The 14,216-nt window shown below is 65.0% G+C and carries 15 protein-coding genes and 1 pseudogene; 10 read left to right on the forward strand and 6 right to left on the reverse strand.

Annotation, left to right across the window (positions count from 1 at the left end):
* The first annotated feature begins 9 nt into the window (after positions 1-9).
* Both PSK12I2_RS0117235 and PSK12I2_RS0117240 read left to right on the forward strand, forming a co-directional pair.
* Positions 10-1,404, forward strand: a complete 1,395-nt coding sequence (locus tag PSK12I2_RS0117235; RefSeq protein WP_027599341.1) for a M20 family metallopeptidase — start codon at positions 10-12, stop codon at positions 1,402-1,404.
* Positions 1,404-2,558: a M20 family metallopeptidase gene (locus PSK12I2_RS0117240; RefSeq protein WP_027599342.1), complete on the forward strand. Its 1,155-nt coding sequence runs from the start codon at positions 1,404-1,406 to the stop codon at positions 2,556-2,558. The genes PSK12I2_RS0117235 and PSK12I2_RS0117240 overlap by 1 nt, the downstream gene beginning before the upstream one ends.
* A 40-nt stretch (positions 2,559-2,598) precedes the next feature.
* Here PSK12I2_RS0117240 and PSK12I2_RS24905 read toward each other — a convergent pair.
* Positions 2,599-2,760 (reverse strand): annotated as a pseudogene (locus tag PSK12I2_RS24905) (MFS transporter); the annotation flags it as partial.
* A gap of 98 nt (positions 2,761-2,858) precedes the next feature.
* The gene (locus tag PSK12I2_RS0117245) at positions 2,859-3,911 is read right to left on the reverse strand and encodes a Gfo/Idh/MocA family protein (protein ID WP_027599343.1); all 1,053 of its coding nucleotides are present in this window, start codon (positions 3,909-3,911) and stop codon (positions 2,859-2,861) included.
* A 134-nt stretch (positions 3,912-4,045) separates the two neighbouring features.
* On the opposite strand from PSK12I2_RS0117245, the gene PSK12I2_RS24030 reads away from it, so the two are divergent.
* Complete coding sequence (locus PSK12I2_RS24030) at positions 4,046-5,026, forward strand: LysR family transcriptional regulator (protein WP_007161740.1); 981 nt, start codon at positions 4,046-4,048, stop codon at positions 5,024-5,026.
* 47 nt (positions 5,027-5,073) lie between these two features.
* Here the strand turns inward: PSK12I2_RS24030 and PSK12I2_RS0117255 are convergent, their stop codons facing one another.
* Positions 5,074-5,544 (reverse strand): Lrp/AsnC family transcriptional regulator, encoded by a 471-nt coding sequence (locus PSK12I2_RS0117255; RefSeq protein ID WP_027599344.1) that lies wholly within the window; start codon positions 5,542-5,544, stop codon positions 5,074-5,076.
* Positions 5,545-5,703: 159 nt separating this feature from the next.
* On the opposite strand from PSK12I2_RS0117255, the gene PSK12I2_RS0117260 reads away from it, so the two are divergent.
* The gene (locus tag PSK12I2_RS0117260) at positions 5,704-6,717 is read left to right on the forward strand and encodes a 1-aminocyclopropane-1-carboxylate deaminase (protein WP_007161738.1); all 1,014 of its coding nucleotides are present in this window, start codon (positions 5,704-5,706) and stop codon (positions 6,715-6,717) included.
* 34 nt (positions 6,718-6,751) lie between these two features.
* Positions 6,752-7,150, forward strand: coding sequence for a hypothetical protein (locus PSK12I2_RS0117265; protein WP_027599345.1), 399 nt, complete (start codon positions 6,752-6,754; stop codon positions 7,148-7,150).
* 24 nt (positions 7,151-7,174) lie between these two features.
* On the opposite strand, the gene PSK12I2_RS0117270 is transcribed toward PSK12I2_RS0117265, so the two are convergent.
* The 3 genes from PSK12I2_RS0117270 to PSK12I2_RS0117280 all read right to left on the reverse strand — a co-directional run bounded on the left by PSK12I2_RS0117270 (position 7,175) and on the right by PSK12I2_RS0117280 (position 9,764).
* On the reverse strand, positions 7,175-8,461 hold the full coding sequence (locus PSK12I2_RS0117270) for a HipA domain-containing protein (RefSeq protein ID WP_027599346.1): 1,287 nt from the start codon (positions 8,459-8,461) through the stop codon (positions 7,175-7,177).
* The gene (locus tag PSK12I2_RS0117275) at positions 8,458-8,709 is read right to left on the reverse strand and encodes a helix-turn-helix domain-containing protein (RefSeq protein WP_007161735.1); all 252 of its coding nucleotides are present in this window, start codon (positions 8,707-8,709) and stop codon (positions 8,458-8,460) included. The genes PSK12I2_RS0117270 and PSK12I2_RS0117275 overlap by 4 nt, the downstream gene beginning before the upstream one ends.
* Positions 8,710-8,846: 137 nt before the next feature.
* Positions 8,847-9,764, reverse strand: a complete 918-nt coding sequence (locus PSK12I2_RS0117280; protein ID WP_027599347.1) for a LysR family transcriptional regulator — start codon at positions 9,762-9,764, stop codon at positions 8,847-8,849.
* Between the two features lie 118 nt (positions 9,765-9,882).
* On the opposite strand from PSK12I2_RS0117280, the gene PSK12I2_RS0117285 reads away from it, so the two are divergent.
* The 5 genes from PSK12I2_RS0117285 (at position 9,883) to PSK12I2_RS0117305 (ending at position 14,202) form a co-directional block, all read left to right on the forward strand.
* Entirely contained in the window at positions 9,883-10,647 is a 765-nt protein-coding gene (locus PSK12I2_RS0117285) for a 5-oxoprolinase subunit PxpA (RefSeq protein WP_027599348.1), read from the forward strand.
* Between the two features lie 93 nt (positions 10,648-10,740).
* Positions 10,741-10,992: an acetyl-CoA carboxylase gene (locus PSK12I2_RS0117290; RefSeq protein WP_027599349.1), complete on the forward strand. Its 252-nt coding sequence runs from the start codon at positions 10,741-10,743 to the stop codon at positions 10,990-10,992.
* Positions 10,989-12,362 carry an acetyl-CoA carboxylase biotin carboxylase subunit gene (locus PSK12I2_RS0117295; RefSeq protein WP_027599350.1) on the forward strand — a complete coding sequence of 458 codons (1,374 nt, stop codon included), beginning with the start codon at positions 10,989-10,991 and terminating at the stop codon, positions 12,360-12,362. The genes PSK12I2_RS0117290 and PSK12I2_RS0117295 overlap by 4 nt, the downstream gene beginning before the upstream one ends.
* The gene (locus PSK12I2_RS0117300) at positions 12,359-13,231 is read left to right on the forward strand and encodes an allophanate hydrolase subunit 1 (protein ID WP_027599351.1); all 873 of its coding nucleotides are present in this window, start codon (positions 12,359-12,361) and stop codon (positions 13,229-13,231) included. Before PSK12I2_RS0117295 ends, PSK12I2_RS0117300 begins: the two co-directional genes overlap by 4 nt.
* Positions 13,228-14,202, forward strand: coding sequence for a biotin-dependent carboxyltransferase family protein (locus PSK12I2_RS0117305; RefSeq protein ID WP_027599352.1), 975 nt, complete (start codon positions 13,228-13,230; stop codon positions 14,200-14,202). Before PSK12I2_RS0117300 ends, PSK12I2_RS0117305 begins: the two co-directional genes overlap by 4 nt.
* Positions 14,203-14,216 lie beyond the last annotated feature (14 nt).

A 14,216-nucleotide genomic window follows, 5' to 3' on the forward strand; every position in this document is an offset into this window, starting at 1 on the left:
GAGTCCGCCATGACCAGCCGTACCCATACCCTTGAGCTTGCCGCCGCGCACTTCGACAGCGGCGCCTTCCGTGCCCGGCTCGCCACCGCCGTGGCCCATCCCACCGAAAGCCAGGAACCCGAGCGCCAGGCGGAACTGGGCCGCTACCTGGATGACTTCATCGCCCCCTACGTGGCCAGTCTCGGCTTCGCCAGTCGCCGGCTGGACAACCCGGTCGCTGGCAAGGGGCCCTTGCTGATCGCCGAGCGGATCGAGGACCCGACGCTGCCGACCCTGCTCAGCTATGGCCACGGCGACGTGGTGCGCGGCGATGCCAGCCGCTGGCGCGAGGGCCTCGCGCCCTGGACGCTGGTGGAGCAGGGCGAACGCTGGTACGGCCGCGGTACCGCCGACAACAAGGGCCAGCACCTGCTCAACCTGGCGGCGCTGGAGCAGGTGATCGCCGCGCGCGGCGGACGCCTGGGCTACAACGTCAAGTTGCTGCTGGAAATGGGCGAGGAGATTGGCTCGGTCGGCCTGCGCACCTTCTGCCAGGAGCAGCGCCAGGCCCTTGCCGCCGACCTGTTCATCGCCTCCGACGGTCCGCGGGTCTCGGCATCCCGGCCCACGCTGTTCCTGGGTGCCCGGGGCACCTTCAACTTCGACCTGCACCTGGACCTGCGCGAAGGCGGCCATCACTCCGGCAACTGGGGCGGGCTGCTGGCCAACCCCGGCATCATCCTCGCCCATGCCCTGGCCAGCCTGGTGGATGCCCAGGGCCAGATCCAGGTCGCGGGGCTCAAGCCCACCGAGCTGCCCGCACCGGTGCGCCGTGCCCTGGCCGACATCGAGGTGGGCGGCGCGCCGGGCGATCCGGCCATCGATCCCCACTGGGGCGAGCCCGGGCTGACCCCGGCCGAACGCGTCTACGGCTGGAACACCTTCGAACTGCTGGCCTTCACCACCGGCAATCCCGAGGCACCGGTCAATGCCATTCCTGGCACTGCCCGTGCCCACTGCCAGATCCGCTTCGTCGCCGGCTGCGACTGTACGACCTTCATTCCGCTGATCGAGGCGCACCTGGCCGAGCGGGGTTTCGCCGCCGTGCGGGTCACCCGGGCCAAGGACGAGATCCTCCACGCCTCGCGGCTGGACCCGGAGAATCCCTGGGTGGACTGGGCCCTGACGTCCCTGACCCACACCCTGGGCGAAAAGCCCGCCTTGCTGCCCAATTTCGGCGGTGGCTTGCCCAATGACATCTTTGCCGACATCCTCGAACTGCCCACCCTGTGGGTACCCCATTCCTATCCCGCCTGCTCCCAGCATGCGCCCAACGAGCATCTCCTGGCCCCGGTCGTGCGGCAGGGGCTGCAACTCATGGCCGGGCTGTTCTGGGACCTGGGCGATCGCTGGAGCCGCAGCTGATGTCCCTTGCCAAGACCACCGCCCTGGAGTGGCTCCCCCCCCCGCGCGAGCCGATGACCCGCCTGCTGCAACGCCTGGTCGATACCGATTCCAACAGCTACGACAAGGCTGGCGTGGATGCAGTCGGCGCCGTGCTCACCGCTGCCCTGGCCGAGGATGGCATCGAGGTCGTCCGGACGCCGGTGACCGACTTCGGTGACGTCCTCGTCGCACAGGTGGGGCCTGCCACGGGCGCCGCGGTGCTGCTGCTGGGCCATCGCGACACCGTCTTTCCGCCGGGCACCGTGGCCAGCCGCGGCTTCACCCAGGATGCCCGCCAGGCCTACGGCCCCGGTGTCGCGGACATGAAGGGTGGCCTGGTGGCGAGTTGCTTCGCCTTGCGCGCGCTCAAGCGTGCCGGCGAGCTGCCATTCCCGGTACGGGTGCTCTACACCGGTGACGAGGAGATCGGCTCCGGCACGGCGCGTCCTCATCTGGAAGCCGCGGCGCGCGCGGCCCGGGCGGTACTGAACTGCGAGCCCGGACGGGTCAGCGGCAACGTGGTCAAGGCGCGCAAGGGGGGCGCCAGCCTCACCATTAAGGTCAGCGGGCGGGCGGCTCATTCCGGGGTCAACCACGCCGAAGGCGCCAGCGCTATCCAGGCCCTGGCGCTCAAGGTGATCAAGTTGCATGCCCTGACCGACTACGGGCGCGGCATCACCACCAACGTCGGCCTCATCGAGGGCGGCACCTCCAGCAATACCGTCGCGCCCGGTGCCACCGCGCGCCTGGACGTGCGCTTCGTCGCCCTGGCCGACTGGCCCGAACTGCAGGCGCGCATCGAGGCCATCGTCGCCGAAGAAGAGCTGCCGGGAACCCGGGCCAGCGTCACCATCACCGGCCTGTTCCTGCCCATGGAAGAGCACCTGAGCCGTGACTTGCTGGCGCTCTACCAGCGCGAGGCGCAGGCACTTGGCTTCAGCGTGGAGGGGGAGTTCACCGGTGGTTGCGCCGATTCCGGCTTTACCGCAAGCCTGGGTGTGCCCACCCTCTGTGGCCTGGGCCCGGTCGGTGGCAAGGTGCATACCGATGCCGAATTCCTGGTGCTCGACACCCTGGTTCCGCGCACCCAGGCGCTGGTCGCCACCATCCTCGCCCTGGCCGTAAAGGTCTGATGACGAGCTGCTTCAGTTCTTGGCAATGTTTAGGGCTGCTCGGATCAGGCGAAGGGAAAAAGAGCTGGGGAAAGATCAATGCTGCTGCTTGGGCATAAATGAAAAGGTCGTAGCATTCCAAAGCGGAGCCAATCCAACCACTCGCGGTGGCCTTCCTGGCCTGCTTGGTAGGGTGCTGTTCTGTCTCGGTTGCCGTGGTCAACTGAATGCTCCAGTTATTGTTTTTATAGATGGGGCAGGGCGGCGAAAACAGCCGTGGTACCCGTAAGGCAGCGCATGACTAGACGCTATGCCAAAGACTCAGATAGGGCCGATTTCCATGATCGAGCCGCTCTTCGCGGCTGCTGAGATAGCCTCGGTGATGATGAGATTTCGCAGGCCGTCGCGCACAGAAACCAGTGGCGATTCCGTGCCTCGTATGACGTTGCAGAAGTGCTCAAGCTGGATCTCAAGCGGGTCGTGGCGCTCAACACCAGCAACGCCTGTTTGGAAGGGCTTCCACCAGGATCGGTCTTCGACCCTTTCGTAGTATTTGAGACGCATAGTGGGCACTGACAACGAGCCGTTTTTCCCACTGATGACGTAGCAGTCCTCATCTTCGTAGGATGGATAGCTCGCGTTTTCTTGCGATGTCTGTTCCCAACTGCGGGCGCATCCTGAGCTGTCGGAAAGCAGGAAGGAACCGAGAGCTCCACTCTCAAAGCGCAGGCCGATACACACGGTATCTTCGACGGGAAACCCGCGCGCTGCGCTGGACTGCATCGCCTGAACGGCAACAATCTCGCCGCACAGCGAACGCAAGTTGCCTATTTCATGGATCATGTTGATCAGAATGGGGCCGCCGCCTTCCTGGCGCCGCCAGATGGCAGCGTCGAAGTAGTCATCTGGTTTGTAGAATAAAGCGCTGCCTTGAACAGCAACGATGTCTCCCAGGATGTCGTCGCGTATGACCTCTCGCGCCTTGGCAAGGATGGGGCTATGCGCCCGATGATGACCTACTAGCAGCCTGGCACCCGTTGCGTCGGCGACCGCGAGTAACCGCTTACCTTCCGCAACGCTATGCGCCACCGGCTTCTCGATCAGCGCGGCAACACCCGCTTCAATGCATTGCAGGGTCTGTTCGACGTGTAGAGCGTTAGGTGTGGCAAGAATCACGCCGTCAGGCTTGTCTTCGGCGAGGCAGGCAGAAAGATCTGCATAGTGCGTGACGCCTAGTGAATCCAGGTATTGGGCATCGATTTCAAGCGGATCGACAACCGCTGCCAGTTCACAAGAAGGACTCGCCTTGATGAGTTCGATATGGCGGCGACCGATGAGGCCGGCACCGGCTACCGCAATTCTGATCTTGGACATGCTTTGATCTTCGCGAGCGTTATTGTTGTAAATCGCGACGCAATTGGGGGCGCGATTCGATCTGCTAGGATCAAGGCTACTATCAACTCCAAATGCTATAATTGTCCGTCATGGAAAATCAGAATTCTCCACTAGTGAACAATGATCCCTTCCTGAGGGATCTGCTCCTGTTCTCCGTGATCGCCAAACGCGGCAGTTTTAGCGCCGCAGGCACAGAGCTTGGGATCTCTCCCGCTCACGTCAGCAAGCGTGTTCTGGCGCTGGAGGAGACGCTGAGCTGCAAGCTTTTCAACCGGACAACCAGGCGGGTTTCGATCACCAGGGATGGCGAGACGATGCTTGTCTGGGCACAGACGATCATGGAAAACGTCAATGGAATGCTTGAAACGTCGCTGGGTGACCGCGTCGAACCCAGAGGCACGCTGCGTATCAGCACGAGCCAACGGATGGGGCGCTTTCACATCGCACCTGTTCTGGCCTTGCTCAGGAAACGCTACCCCAAGTTGGAGGTTTGGCTTGAGCTGGTTGACCGTCGAACTGACTTGGTTGCAGAGCAATTCGACATCGATATCCGAGTGGGTGAAATCAACGAGCAGAACCTGATTGTTCACAAGATTGCAGACAGCCAACGGATTCTCTGTGCCGCTCCGAGCTATCTGGAAGAACGAGGCTGCCCAACCGCGCTAAGCGACCTTCAACGCCACGATTGTCTATTGTTTCGTGGCAGGGATCAGAGTTTCGGTGTATGGCGGCTGGAGGGGCCAAATGGCCTTGAGTCGGTAAAGGTGACAGGGCCAATGGCATCCAATCACAGTGATGTCGTTCGGGAGTGGGCCCATGAAGGATTCGGCATCATCATGGCATCGACCTGGGACGTGGCGCCGAGCATTAGAAATGGCACGCTTGTCCGTGTCCTACCTGAACATTACCAGCCGGCTGACGTATCCGCCGTCACCACGATTCGGGCTTCCGGGTCGATGAAGATCAGAGTCTGCCTGGAGTTCTTGAGTGATCACCTGAGTTCCGGCCCGTACGCACTCTTGGCTGAGACCACGGCCAACGGGTTGTCAGGGCCCGGCACTGATACCAACAGCACGCAGGCAACTGTGTACTGAACGGGCGCCGCTCGGTACCCGTCCCTCCCTAGGCGTCACCCGCCTAATCAGATGGGCAACAATCCATCGGTCTTGATCTCGTTCAGCACGAAAAAGGTGCGCACCTGGCGCACGCCGGGCAGGGCGATCAGCCGCTCGCTGTGCAGGCGATTGAAAGCCGCGATGTCCTTGACCCTGAGCTTGATGAAGTAATCCACGTCGCCGGCCACCAGGTAGCACTCCAGCACCGGGGGCAGGGCGCGTGCAGCTGCCTCGAAGGCCTGGAAGGATTCGGGGGTCGACCTGTCCAGCACCACGCCCACCAGCACCGCGGTCTCCCGTTGCACCGCCTTGGGATCCACATGGGCCCTGACACCGGTGATGATCCCGCTCTCGAACAGCTTGCGCGTGTGGTTCCAGCAGGCGCTCGGGCTCAGGGAAACCTGGCGCGCCAGCTCGGCATTGCTGAGCCGTCCGTCCTGTTGCAGAGCGCGCAGGATCTTGCGTTCGACCGAGGTAAGTTCCGCAGCTTCGCTCATCGAAAGATTCTCCTTGAAAAGTGGTTTCTGGAAGAACGTCTATGGGAAGAAATCGAAATGGCCAAAAGGAAAGCAGATTTCGTACCGCTTATTCGAAAGCACCTTTTTCAACGTTTTCCCTAGCATTGAAGGCGTTCTCTCACCACTGGAGTCGCTGCTATGTCCCTGGATCTCGAAAAACGTTTTCCCCGCGTCAAGCTCGGTTATTTCCCGTCGCCCCTGCACAAGCTGGAGCGCATGTCGAAGGACCTCGGTATCGAACTCTGGGCCAAGCGTGACGACGTCTCCTCCGGTCTCGCCTATGGCGGCAACAAGGTGCGCAAGCTGGAATGGCTGGCCGCCGACGCCCTGGCGCAGGGCTGCGATACCCTGGTGTCCATCGGCAACATCCAATCCAACCACACGCGCCAGGTAGCCGCCGTCGCCGCGGTGCTGGGCATGAAGTGCCGGCTGGTCCAGGAGGAATGGACCAAGTGGGAAGACCCGGTCTATGACAAGGTCGGCAACATCCTGCTGTCCCGCCTGATGGGCGCCCAGACGCTGCTGGAAGGCGAGGGCTACTCCACCGCGGTGAAGGCGACCTGGGAGCGCGCCCTGGACGAAGTGCGTCGTGAGGGCGGCAAGCCCTACGCCATTCCCGCCGGCGCCTCGGACCATCCCCTGGGGGGCCTCGGCTATGCCCATTTCGCCGACGAGCTGGCGGCGCAGGAGCGCGACCAGGGCCTCTTCTTCGATACCGTAGTCACGGCCACCTGTACCGGTTCGACCCAGGGCGGCATGGTGGTGGGCTTTCGCGCCCAGGAGCGCGAGCGTCGCCTCATCGGTATCGACACGGCGGCGGACGCCGGGATGACCCGCGCTGCAGTGACCAAGATCGCGCGCAACACCGCGGAGATGATTGGCCTGGACAAGGAGATTCGCGACGAGGACGTCATCATCGAGCCGCGTTTCTGCGGCCCCGACTACGGCTTGCCGGATGGCCCCACCGTCGAGGCCATCCGCTACACCGCGCAGATGGAGGGGATGCTCACCGACCCGGTCTACGAGGGTAAATCCATGGCCGGTCTGATCGCCATGGCGCGCAGTGGCGAGATCGCCAAGGGCAGCCGGGTGCTCTATGTTCACCTCGGGGGCGCACCGGCGCTCAACGCCTATCACAACGCCTTCGCCTGAGCCCAGGCCACGACCGGCTACGAGGAGGTCCAGCATGACGAGCCAACCCTGGACAGCGGTAGACGACCTCCGACCGGCCGTGGCGCTGGTCATCCTGCATGGCGATCTCGACCCTGCAGTGACGGCTGAACTGCGCAGCGGCTTGCCCGGTTGCAGCGACCTCCCGGTGCTGCAGCTGGAGGACGCCGTCGGGTTGCACGAGGAGTGGCTGGCGCAGGGTCCACGCAGCCGGATCGTGGGGTTGTTGTCCCGGCTGGGCGGTGACTGCCTGCTGTTGGCGGTCGAGCCGGAAGGCGTTAACGAGCTGGAATGGCTGGGATCGGTCGCCGGTCAGCGCCTGCAAAGGTTCACGGGCGGCACGCCTACGGGCGAGCTGATCGCTCGCCTGCAGCAGCTCAGACGCGAGCGGCTGCTGGCGGTGTTGCCGCTTTGAGCGTAGCCGTCAGCAGCAGGTCCGTCAGGCCAGCCGCTCGACCTGTTCGGCAATCAGCGCCCTGATCGCCCGCAGGCAGCGCAACTCGCCGGCGAAGACTGCCCGCAACTCCGGTCGCGTGGCGGCCAGAACCTGATTCTCCCGCTCGGTCTGTTCCAGCAACTGCTGAGCCTGGGAGGGCAGGCGCTGGCGCAGGCGTTGCAACTGGGCCGCAGCCGGCGAGCGCTTGATACCCAGCACCTCGGCGGTATCCAGCAATCGCTCGCGGTCGATGGCCGCCAGCCGGTTTTCACCCAGGATCGGCCAGGCGAGGGTGGTTGCGTCCGGCCAGCGCTGCTGGTCGAAGGCGCGACTCTCGTATACCGCCGTACAGAGCAGGTCATAGCAGGGCGCCAGGGCGAGCCCCCGCGGTGAGACCAGAAAGCCCAGATTCTTCAGATGGGCATCGGTATTGCCCACCAGCACGTTGAACGCCAGCCAATTGAACAGCCGCGTCCGGGTCACGGCGGGCGCCTCGCACAGCCGGGCCAGCTCGGCCAGGCGTTCAACGCTGCCTGCCTGGTACTTGAAATGACGATCCAGCCCCAGCACCTGGCAGGCGTCGATGCCATGGCGTCGCTGCCAGCCCCCCGGGGTGCGGACGCGGTCGAAGCGCTCGATCAGATAGACCGGTTCGGGTACGTAGCGGCGCTCGACGGCAGGAACGATCAGCCCGGCCATACCCGCCAGGCGCATGGTGAACCACTCATTGATCACCGAATGGGCGAAGGCCTCGTGGGGATGGTCCGGCTTGAGGATATGGGTCGAGGGCAGGGCGCCCACGGGTTCCTGCAGCCCCTGCTCATCAAGGATCACCGCCAGCTTGTGCTGGGCGCCGGCCAGCGACATGCGCTTGTGCGCCTCGTGGGTCAGTGGCAGCTGCGGCATGGCCTTGATCCGTCGGGAGAGGTCGGCGTCGCTCAGGGGGCGGCGATCCCCCGGTGGCAGGCGCTGGCCTTCGGCGAGCAGGGTAAGGGAGCCGGCGGACTCGGCGCCGTACCAGCTGAGCAGGGCGAAGGCATCGGCGGCCTCCAGACGCGCATCCTGGGCGAGCAGTTGCCGCTGGCCTTCCTCGGGTAGCAGGTTGTCGAAGTACCACTGCACCGGTCGCTGCGAACTGCCATCGATCAGCGGCTCTGGCTGCAAGGGCAATTGCGGACAGAGTCCGAAGGCCTGCCAACCGGATTCGTACTGGAATGACCAGATACCGTTCTCGTCAGCCAGCCGACCCACCAGCTGGTCGTCGATCCAGGCCAGGAGTTCACGCCTCATGGTGTCCGGGTATCCGGCTGGGCTTCCACCTCGGGGGGCAGATCCACGATCAGGCGCACGCCCAGGCCTTCCAGTACCTGAAACAGCTTGCCCCACTGGACGGTTTCGCCGCCGCGCTCGACCTTGCCGAGAAAGTTTTCACTGACGCCGAGGCTACCGGCGGCGTCGTCCTGGCGCAGGGCCTGGGCCTTGCGCGCCTGGCGGACGAGGGCACCGAGGTCGGCGGCATTTTTGAGTAGCACCTGCATGATTTATCCTCACGAGTGTGAGGATCAGGCTAACTCCAAAGGGATAGCCGGTACAATCCTCAAGGTCGTGAGGATTTTAGCTATTCAGACGGTTATACGGATCGAATCCTTTCGCTCGTGAGGATTTATCCCTGCAATCATCGCCGCGCACCCAACTGCTGGGGCGCCAGGAAGGCGCTGTGGAAGTAGCTGCGAAAGGCCTGCATGGCCGGCGTCAGCGAATGTTCCCTATGCCAGGCCAGCCCCACGCTCATGGGCGTAATGGGCTCCACCAGGGTGCGGGTCTCCAGCCGCTTGCCCTCCAGCGACCAGGGCCGATAGACCAGATCGGAAAGAATGGCGACACCGCTGCCGTTGGCCACCATGCTGCGCACGGCCTCCACCGAGCTGGTACGCAACCGCACCTGGGGCTCATGACCGGCCTGGCGCCAATAGCGCATGGCGCTCTGTTCGGCCTCGTCGACGGTGAGCAGGACATAGGGCTCGCGGGCGACATCGGCCAGACTGACGTTGGGTCGATCGCGCAAGGGATGGCCACTGGGCAGCCAGAGCCGGCGTTCGGAATTGAAGAGCGTCTCGGAGACGATGTCCTCGTGGGTCAGGTTGGCGGTCAGCACCACCGCCATGTCGATGCGCCTGTCCAGCAGCGCCTCTTCGATGGCCTGGCGCTCCTGCTCGTGTACCGCCACCGTCACCTCGGGATAGAGCTGCGCCAGGCGTTGCAGGTGGTGGGGGAGGAAGTAGCCGATCACCGTATAGCTGGCGGCAATGCGCAACTCGCCGCTGGCGCGGTGATCGGGCAGGGCGCTGCTGAGGGCGTCGTCGACGCCGCGAAGAATGCCATAGGCATGGTTGAGGAAATGCCGACCGGCATCGGTCAGCGCCATCCCTTGCGCCGAACGGACGAACAGACTGGTGCTCAGCAGGCCCTCCAGTTCCTGGATGGCGCTGGTCACTGCCGACTGGGAAATGTTCAGGTGGATGGCCGCCTGGGAGATCTGCCCCAGTTCTGCCGTCGCGGTGAAATAACGGAGTTGGCGCAGGGTGAGGGCCATGGCGACTGTCCTGAGGTATCGATTTTTCCGAACACTGGGCTTTGGATAATAAATCTTCCCAAGGGGGCAGGGCAGTCCTAAGGTCGAGGACAACGCACCGCTGCCAGGGAATACCGCAATGATCGAGGTGGATTTCAATTCCGACATGGGCGAGGGCTTTGGCGCCTGGACGCTGGGCGACGGCGTGGACGACCAGCTGCTCGACCTGGTCAGCTCGGCCAATATCGCCACCGGCTTCCATGCCGGCGATCCCGGCCTCATGCAGCGCACCGTGCAGCAGGCCAAGGCCCGCAACGTGGCCATCGGCGCCCATCCGGGCTATCGCGACCTGGTGGGGTTCGGCCGTCGGCCCCTGCAGATGCCTGCCGACGAACTGGTGGCCGATATCGTCTATCAGCTGGGCGCCCTGCGTGAATTCGCCCGGCTGCATGGCCTGCGGCTGCAGCACCTCAAGCCCCATGGTGCGCTGTTCATGCACCTGGCCCGGGACGAGGCGGCGGCCCGGCTGCTGGTGGAGACGCTGCAACGCCTCGAACCCGGGCTGCTGCTCTATTGCTTGCCCGATTCGGCCACCTGGCGAATCGGTCGCGAGCTGGGCCAGCCCCTGGTACGCGAGTTCTATGCCGACCGGGACTACGACGCCAGCGGCTCCATCGTCCTGGTCCGGCGCATGGGCGCGCTGGATCCTCAGGCGGTGGCCGACCGGGTGCTCAAAGCCTGCCAGCAGGGACGGGTCGCCACGGTGGAGGGGGGCGAGGTCGAGGTGGCCTTCGAATCCATCTGCCTGCACAGCGACACCCCCGGGGCGCTGGGCCTGGCCCAGGCCATCCGACAGCGCCTGGAGGCCGCCGGCATCGCCATCCGCGCCCCGGGCGCCGGCTAGTTTTCCATGCGGACACCGGCGCCAAGATGCCGGGTCCTCCTGCCCTTAGCTACGCCTGCCTTTCCGACAACATTGCCCAGAAGAGGAATCGTCATGGCCGAACATTCGGTGCTCTCGCCCCTGCCCGGAACGTTCTATCGCAAACCCACGCCCGATGCGGCGCCCTATGTGGATGTCGGGGAAACCGTCACCGCCGGCACCGTGATCGGCCTGGTCGAGGTGATGAAGCAATTCTCCGAGGTTCACGCCGAGGTCGCCGGGACCCTGACGGCCTTTGCCGTCGAGGACGGGGATCCGGTCGAGCCGGGTCAGTTGCTGGCCACCCTGAACGGGGCCGCCTCGTGAATACGACAGGGGGCGGCATCCGCCGTCTGCTGGTGGCCAATCGCGGCGAGATCGCCGTCCGTATCCTGCGTGCCGCCAAGGCGCTGGACATCGAGACGGTACTGGCCTGCAGCGAGGCTGACCGGGATTCGCTGGCGGCGCGCCAGGCCGATGCCGTGGTGGTGATCGGCCCGGCGCGGGCGGATCGCAGCTACCTCGATATAGAGGCTCTGCTCACGGCCTTGCGAGACAGCGGCGCCGATGCGGTGCATCCCGGCTATGGCTTTCTGGCCGAGAATGCCGCCTTTGCCGATGCGGTGGAGGAGGCCGGTGCCATCTTCGTCGGCCCTTCGGGTGACATCATCCGCCGCATGGGCGACAAGGCCGAGGCACGGCGGACCGCGCTGGCGGCTGGCGTCCCGGTGGTACCGGGCTCTGCCGGCGAACCGGCCGATATAGAGGCCGCCATAGCGGCAGCCGCGACGGTGGGCTATCCGCTGCTGATCAAGGCATCGGCCGGGGGAGGCGGCCGGGGCATCCGCCTGGCGCGCGACGCCGCCGAGCTGGCGCGGGAGTTTCCCATCGCCCAGCGTGAAGCCCAGACCGCCTTTGGCAGCGGCGCCCTCTATCTGGAGCGCTTCATCGAGCGCGCTCGGCATATAGAGGTGCAGATCCTTGGCGATGGCCAGCGCGCCGTGCATCTGTTCGAGCGCGAATGCTCGCTGCAGCGGCGCCGGCAGAAGCTCCTGGAAGAGGCGCCATCGCCGGTCCTTACCGCTGCCCAGCGCGAGATTCTCTGCGCCAGCGCGGTACGCCTGGCCGAAAGCCTCGGCTATCGGGGCGCCGGCACCCTGGAATACCTGTTCGACGAAGCCCGCGGCGAGTTCTTCTTCATCGAGATGAACACCCGGATCCAGGTGGAGCATCCGGTCTCCGAGATGGTCACCGGCATCGATCTGGTCCAGGCCATGTTGCGCATCGCCGGAGGTGAATCCCTGGGGCTGCGCCAGGAAGACATCCATCTGCAGGGCGCCGCCATCGAGCTGAGACTCAACGCCGAAGATCCGGCGCGCAATTTCTTTCCCAGCCCCGGGACCGTCGAGCAGCTCGCCTGGCCGCAGGGTCCGGGCATCCGCGTCGACAGTCATCTCTATGCGGGCTATCGGGTGCCGCCTTATTACGACTCGCTGCTGGCCAAGCTCATCGCCCATGGCGCCGATCGCGGCGAGGCCCTGGCCCGTGCTCGCCAGGCGCTGGACCAGTTGCGTCTGACCGGCATGGCTACCACCGCCAGTCTGCATCGCCGCCTGCTGGACGAACCCTGGGTGATCGAAGCCCGCTTCGACACCGGTACCCTGGAACACTGGTTGGCCGAGGAGATTCCCGCATGACGACCGCGATCCGCTATAGCTTCGGCGGCGACGAGCACCTGTTCGTCGAATTGTCCGAAAGCATGTCCCTGGAGGCGTTTTTCCGTGGCCTGGCCATGACCCGCGCGGTGCAGGCGCTGCAACTGCCCGGCATCCACGACATCTGCCTGGCCAATGCCTCCTTCCAGATCCGCTTCGATCCCGATGTCCTGCCGCCCGACCGGCTGCTGGCCGCCGTCCAGGGCGTGGAAGACCAGGCGGTGGCCGAGCGCCAACTGGCCACGCGGCTGATCGAGATCCCGGTGCTCTACAACGACCCCTGGACCCACGAGACGCTGATGCGCTTTCGCGATCGCCACCAGGATCCGACCGCTACCGATCTGGAATACGCCGCCCGCATCAACGGCCTGGCCGACGTCGAGGCCTTCATCGAGGCCCACAGCGGCGCGCCCTGGTTCGTCTCCATGGTGGGCTTCGTCGCCGGATTGCCGTTCATGTTCCAGATGGTCGAGGCCGAGCGGCAGCTGCAGGTCCCCAAGTACCTGCGACCCCGCACCGACACGCCCAAGCAGACCCTCGGCCACGGCGGCTGCTTCGGCTGCATCTACTCGGTACGAGGCGCCGGCGGCTACCAGATGTTCGGCGTGACGCCGGCGCCCATCTACGATCCGGCCCAGCGCCTCGATTACCTGCAGGAGCACATGGTGTTCTTCCGGCCCGGCGACATCGTCCGTTTCCGCGCCATCGACCGCGCCGAATACGACCGGATGCTGGCCGAGGTAGAGGAGGGTAGCTTCACCCTGAATATCCGTCCGGTGGACTTTTCCCTGGACGCCTTTCTCGACGATCCCCGTGGCTATCCGCGCACCCTGATGGAGGAGCCGGCATGATCAAGGTACTCAAACCCGGCCTGGCCACCTCGATCCAGGATCTTGGTCGCGAAGGCTACTACCACCTGGGCATCCCGCCGTCCGGGGCCATGGACAGCTATGCCTTGCGCGCGGCCAATCTGCTGGTGGGCAACGCACCCGGCGCCGCCGCCCTGGAATGCACCTTGCTCGGCCCGGAGCTGCACTTTACCGAAGACGCCCTGGTTGCCCTGAGCGGCGCGCGCATGACGCCACGCCTGGACGGCGCCGAAATGCCACTGGACGAAGCCTTCAGCGTGCGCGCCGGCCAGGTGCTCAAGTTTGATTACCTCAAGGCCGGCGCCCGTGGCTATCTGGCCGTGGCGGGCGGTTTCGCCGTGCCCGAGGTGCTGGGCAGTCGCTCGACGTACACCCTGGGCGGCCTCGGTGGCTTCCAGGGCCGAAGGCTCGCCGCGGGTGACGAACTGACTGTCGGAACCCCGGCGACAGGCGCCAAGCCTGGCGTCCGGTTGCCAGTCGACCTGGTGCCGGCTTGCGGTGGCGAGGTGACCCTGCGGGTCGTGCCGGGTCTCTATCATCACCGCCTGACTGCGGACGCCGCCGAGGCGTTCTTCGCCGATACCTGGACGGTGGGCTCCGAAGCCGATCGCATCGGTTACAGATTCAAGGGCGGCCGGCCGTTGCAATTCACGCCGCGCGAACAACCCTTTGGCGCCGGCTCGGATCCGTCCAATATCGTCGACAGCTGTTATCCCATCGGCTCGATCCAGGTACCGGCCGGCCTCGAACCCATCGTCCTGCACCGAGACGCCGTGTCTGGCGGCGGCTACGCCATGATCGGCACGGTCATCAGCAGCGACCTGGATCTGATCGGCCAGCTGCAGCCCAACCAGAAGGCGCGATTCGTGGCGGTAACCCTGGAAGACGCGTTGGCCGCACGGCGTGTGTACAAGGAGCGCCTGCAGCGACTGGAGCAGCTGTTGGCGAACTAGGGACTCGATGGCAG

The sequence above is a fragment of the Pseudomonas sp. MOIL14HWK12:I2 genome (genome assembly GCF_000510745.1).
Taxonomy (GTDB): domain Bacteria; phylum Pseudomonadota; class Gammaproteobacteria; order Pseudomonadales; family Pseudomonadaceae; genus Chryseomonas; species Chryseomonas oryzihabitans.

Bases quoted from the DNA above. Each gene is read 5' to 3' on its own strand.
- PSK12I2_RS0117270 (WP_027599346.1), bottom strand. From the start codon at position 8,461: ATGAGGCGTGAACTCCTGGCCTGGATCGACGACCAGCTGGTGGGTCGG.
- PSK12I2_RS0117245 (WP_027599343.1), bottom strand. From the start codon at position 3,911: ATGTCCAAGATCAGAATTGCGGTAGCCGGTGCCGGCCTCATCGGTCGC.
- PSK12I2_RS0117260 (WP_007161738.1), top strand. From the start codon at position 5,704: ATGTCCCTGGATCTCGAAAAACGTTTTCCCCGCGTCAAGCTCGGTTAT.
- PSK12I2_RS0117280 (WP_027599347.1), bottom strand. From the start codon at position 9,764: ATGGCCCTCACCCTGCGCCAACTCCGTTATTTCACCGCGACGGCAGAA.
- PSK12I2_RS0117305 (WP_027599352.1), top strand. From the start codon at position 13,228: ATGATCAAGGTACTCAAACCCGGCCTGGCCACCTCGATCCAGGATCTT.
- PSK12I2_RS0117300 (WP_027599351.1), top strand. From the start codon at position 12,359: ATGACGACCGCGATCCGCTATAGCTTCGGCGGCGACGAGCACCTGTTC.
- PSK12I2_RS0117290 (WP_027599349.1), top strand. From the start codon at position 10,741: ATGGCCGAACATTCGGTGCTCTCGCCCCTGCCCGGAACGTTCTATCGC.
- PSK12I2_RS0117240 (WP_027599342.1), top strand. From the start codon at position 1,404: ATGTCCCTTGCCAAGACCACCGCCCTGGAGTGGCTCCCCCCCCCGCGC.
- PSK12I2_RS0117265 (WP_027599345.1), top strand. From the start codon at position 6,752: ATGACGAGCCAACCCTGGACAGCGGTAGACGACCTCCGACCGGCCGTG.
- PSK12I2_RS0117285 (WP_027599348.1), top strand. From the start codon at position 9,883: ATGATCGAGGTGGATTTCAATTCCGACATGGGCGAGGGCTTTGGCGCC.
- PSK12I2_RS0117235 (WP_027599341.1), top strand. From the start codon at position 10: ATGACCAGCCGTACCCATACCCTTGAGCTTGCCGCCGCGCACTTCGAC.
- PSK12I2_RS0117255 (WP_027599344.1), bottom strand. From the start codon at position 5,544: ATGAGCGAAGCTGCGGAACTTACCTCGGTCGAACGCAAGATCCTGCGC.
- PSK12I2_RS0117275 (WP_007161735.1), bottom strand. From the start codon at position 8,709: ATGCAGGTGCTACTCAAAAATGCCGCCGACCTCGGTGCCCTCGTCCGC.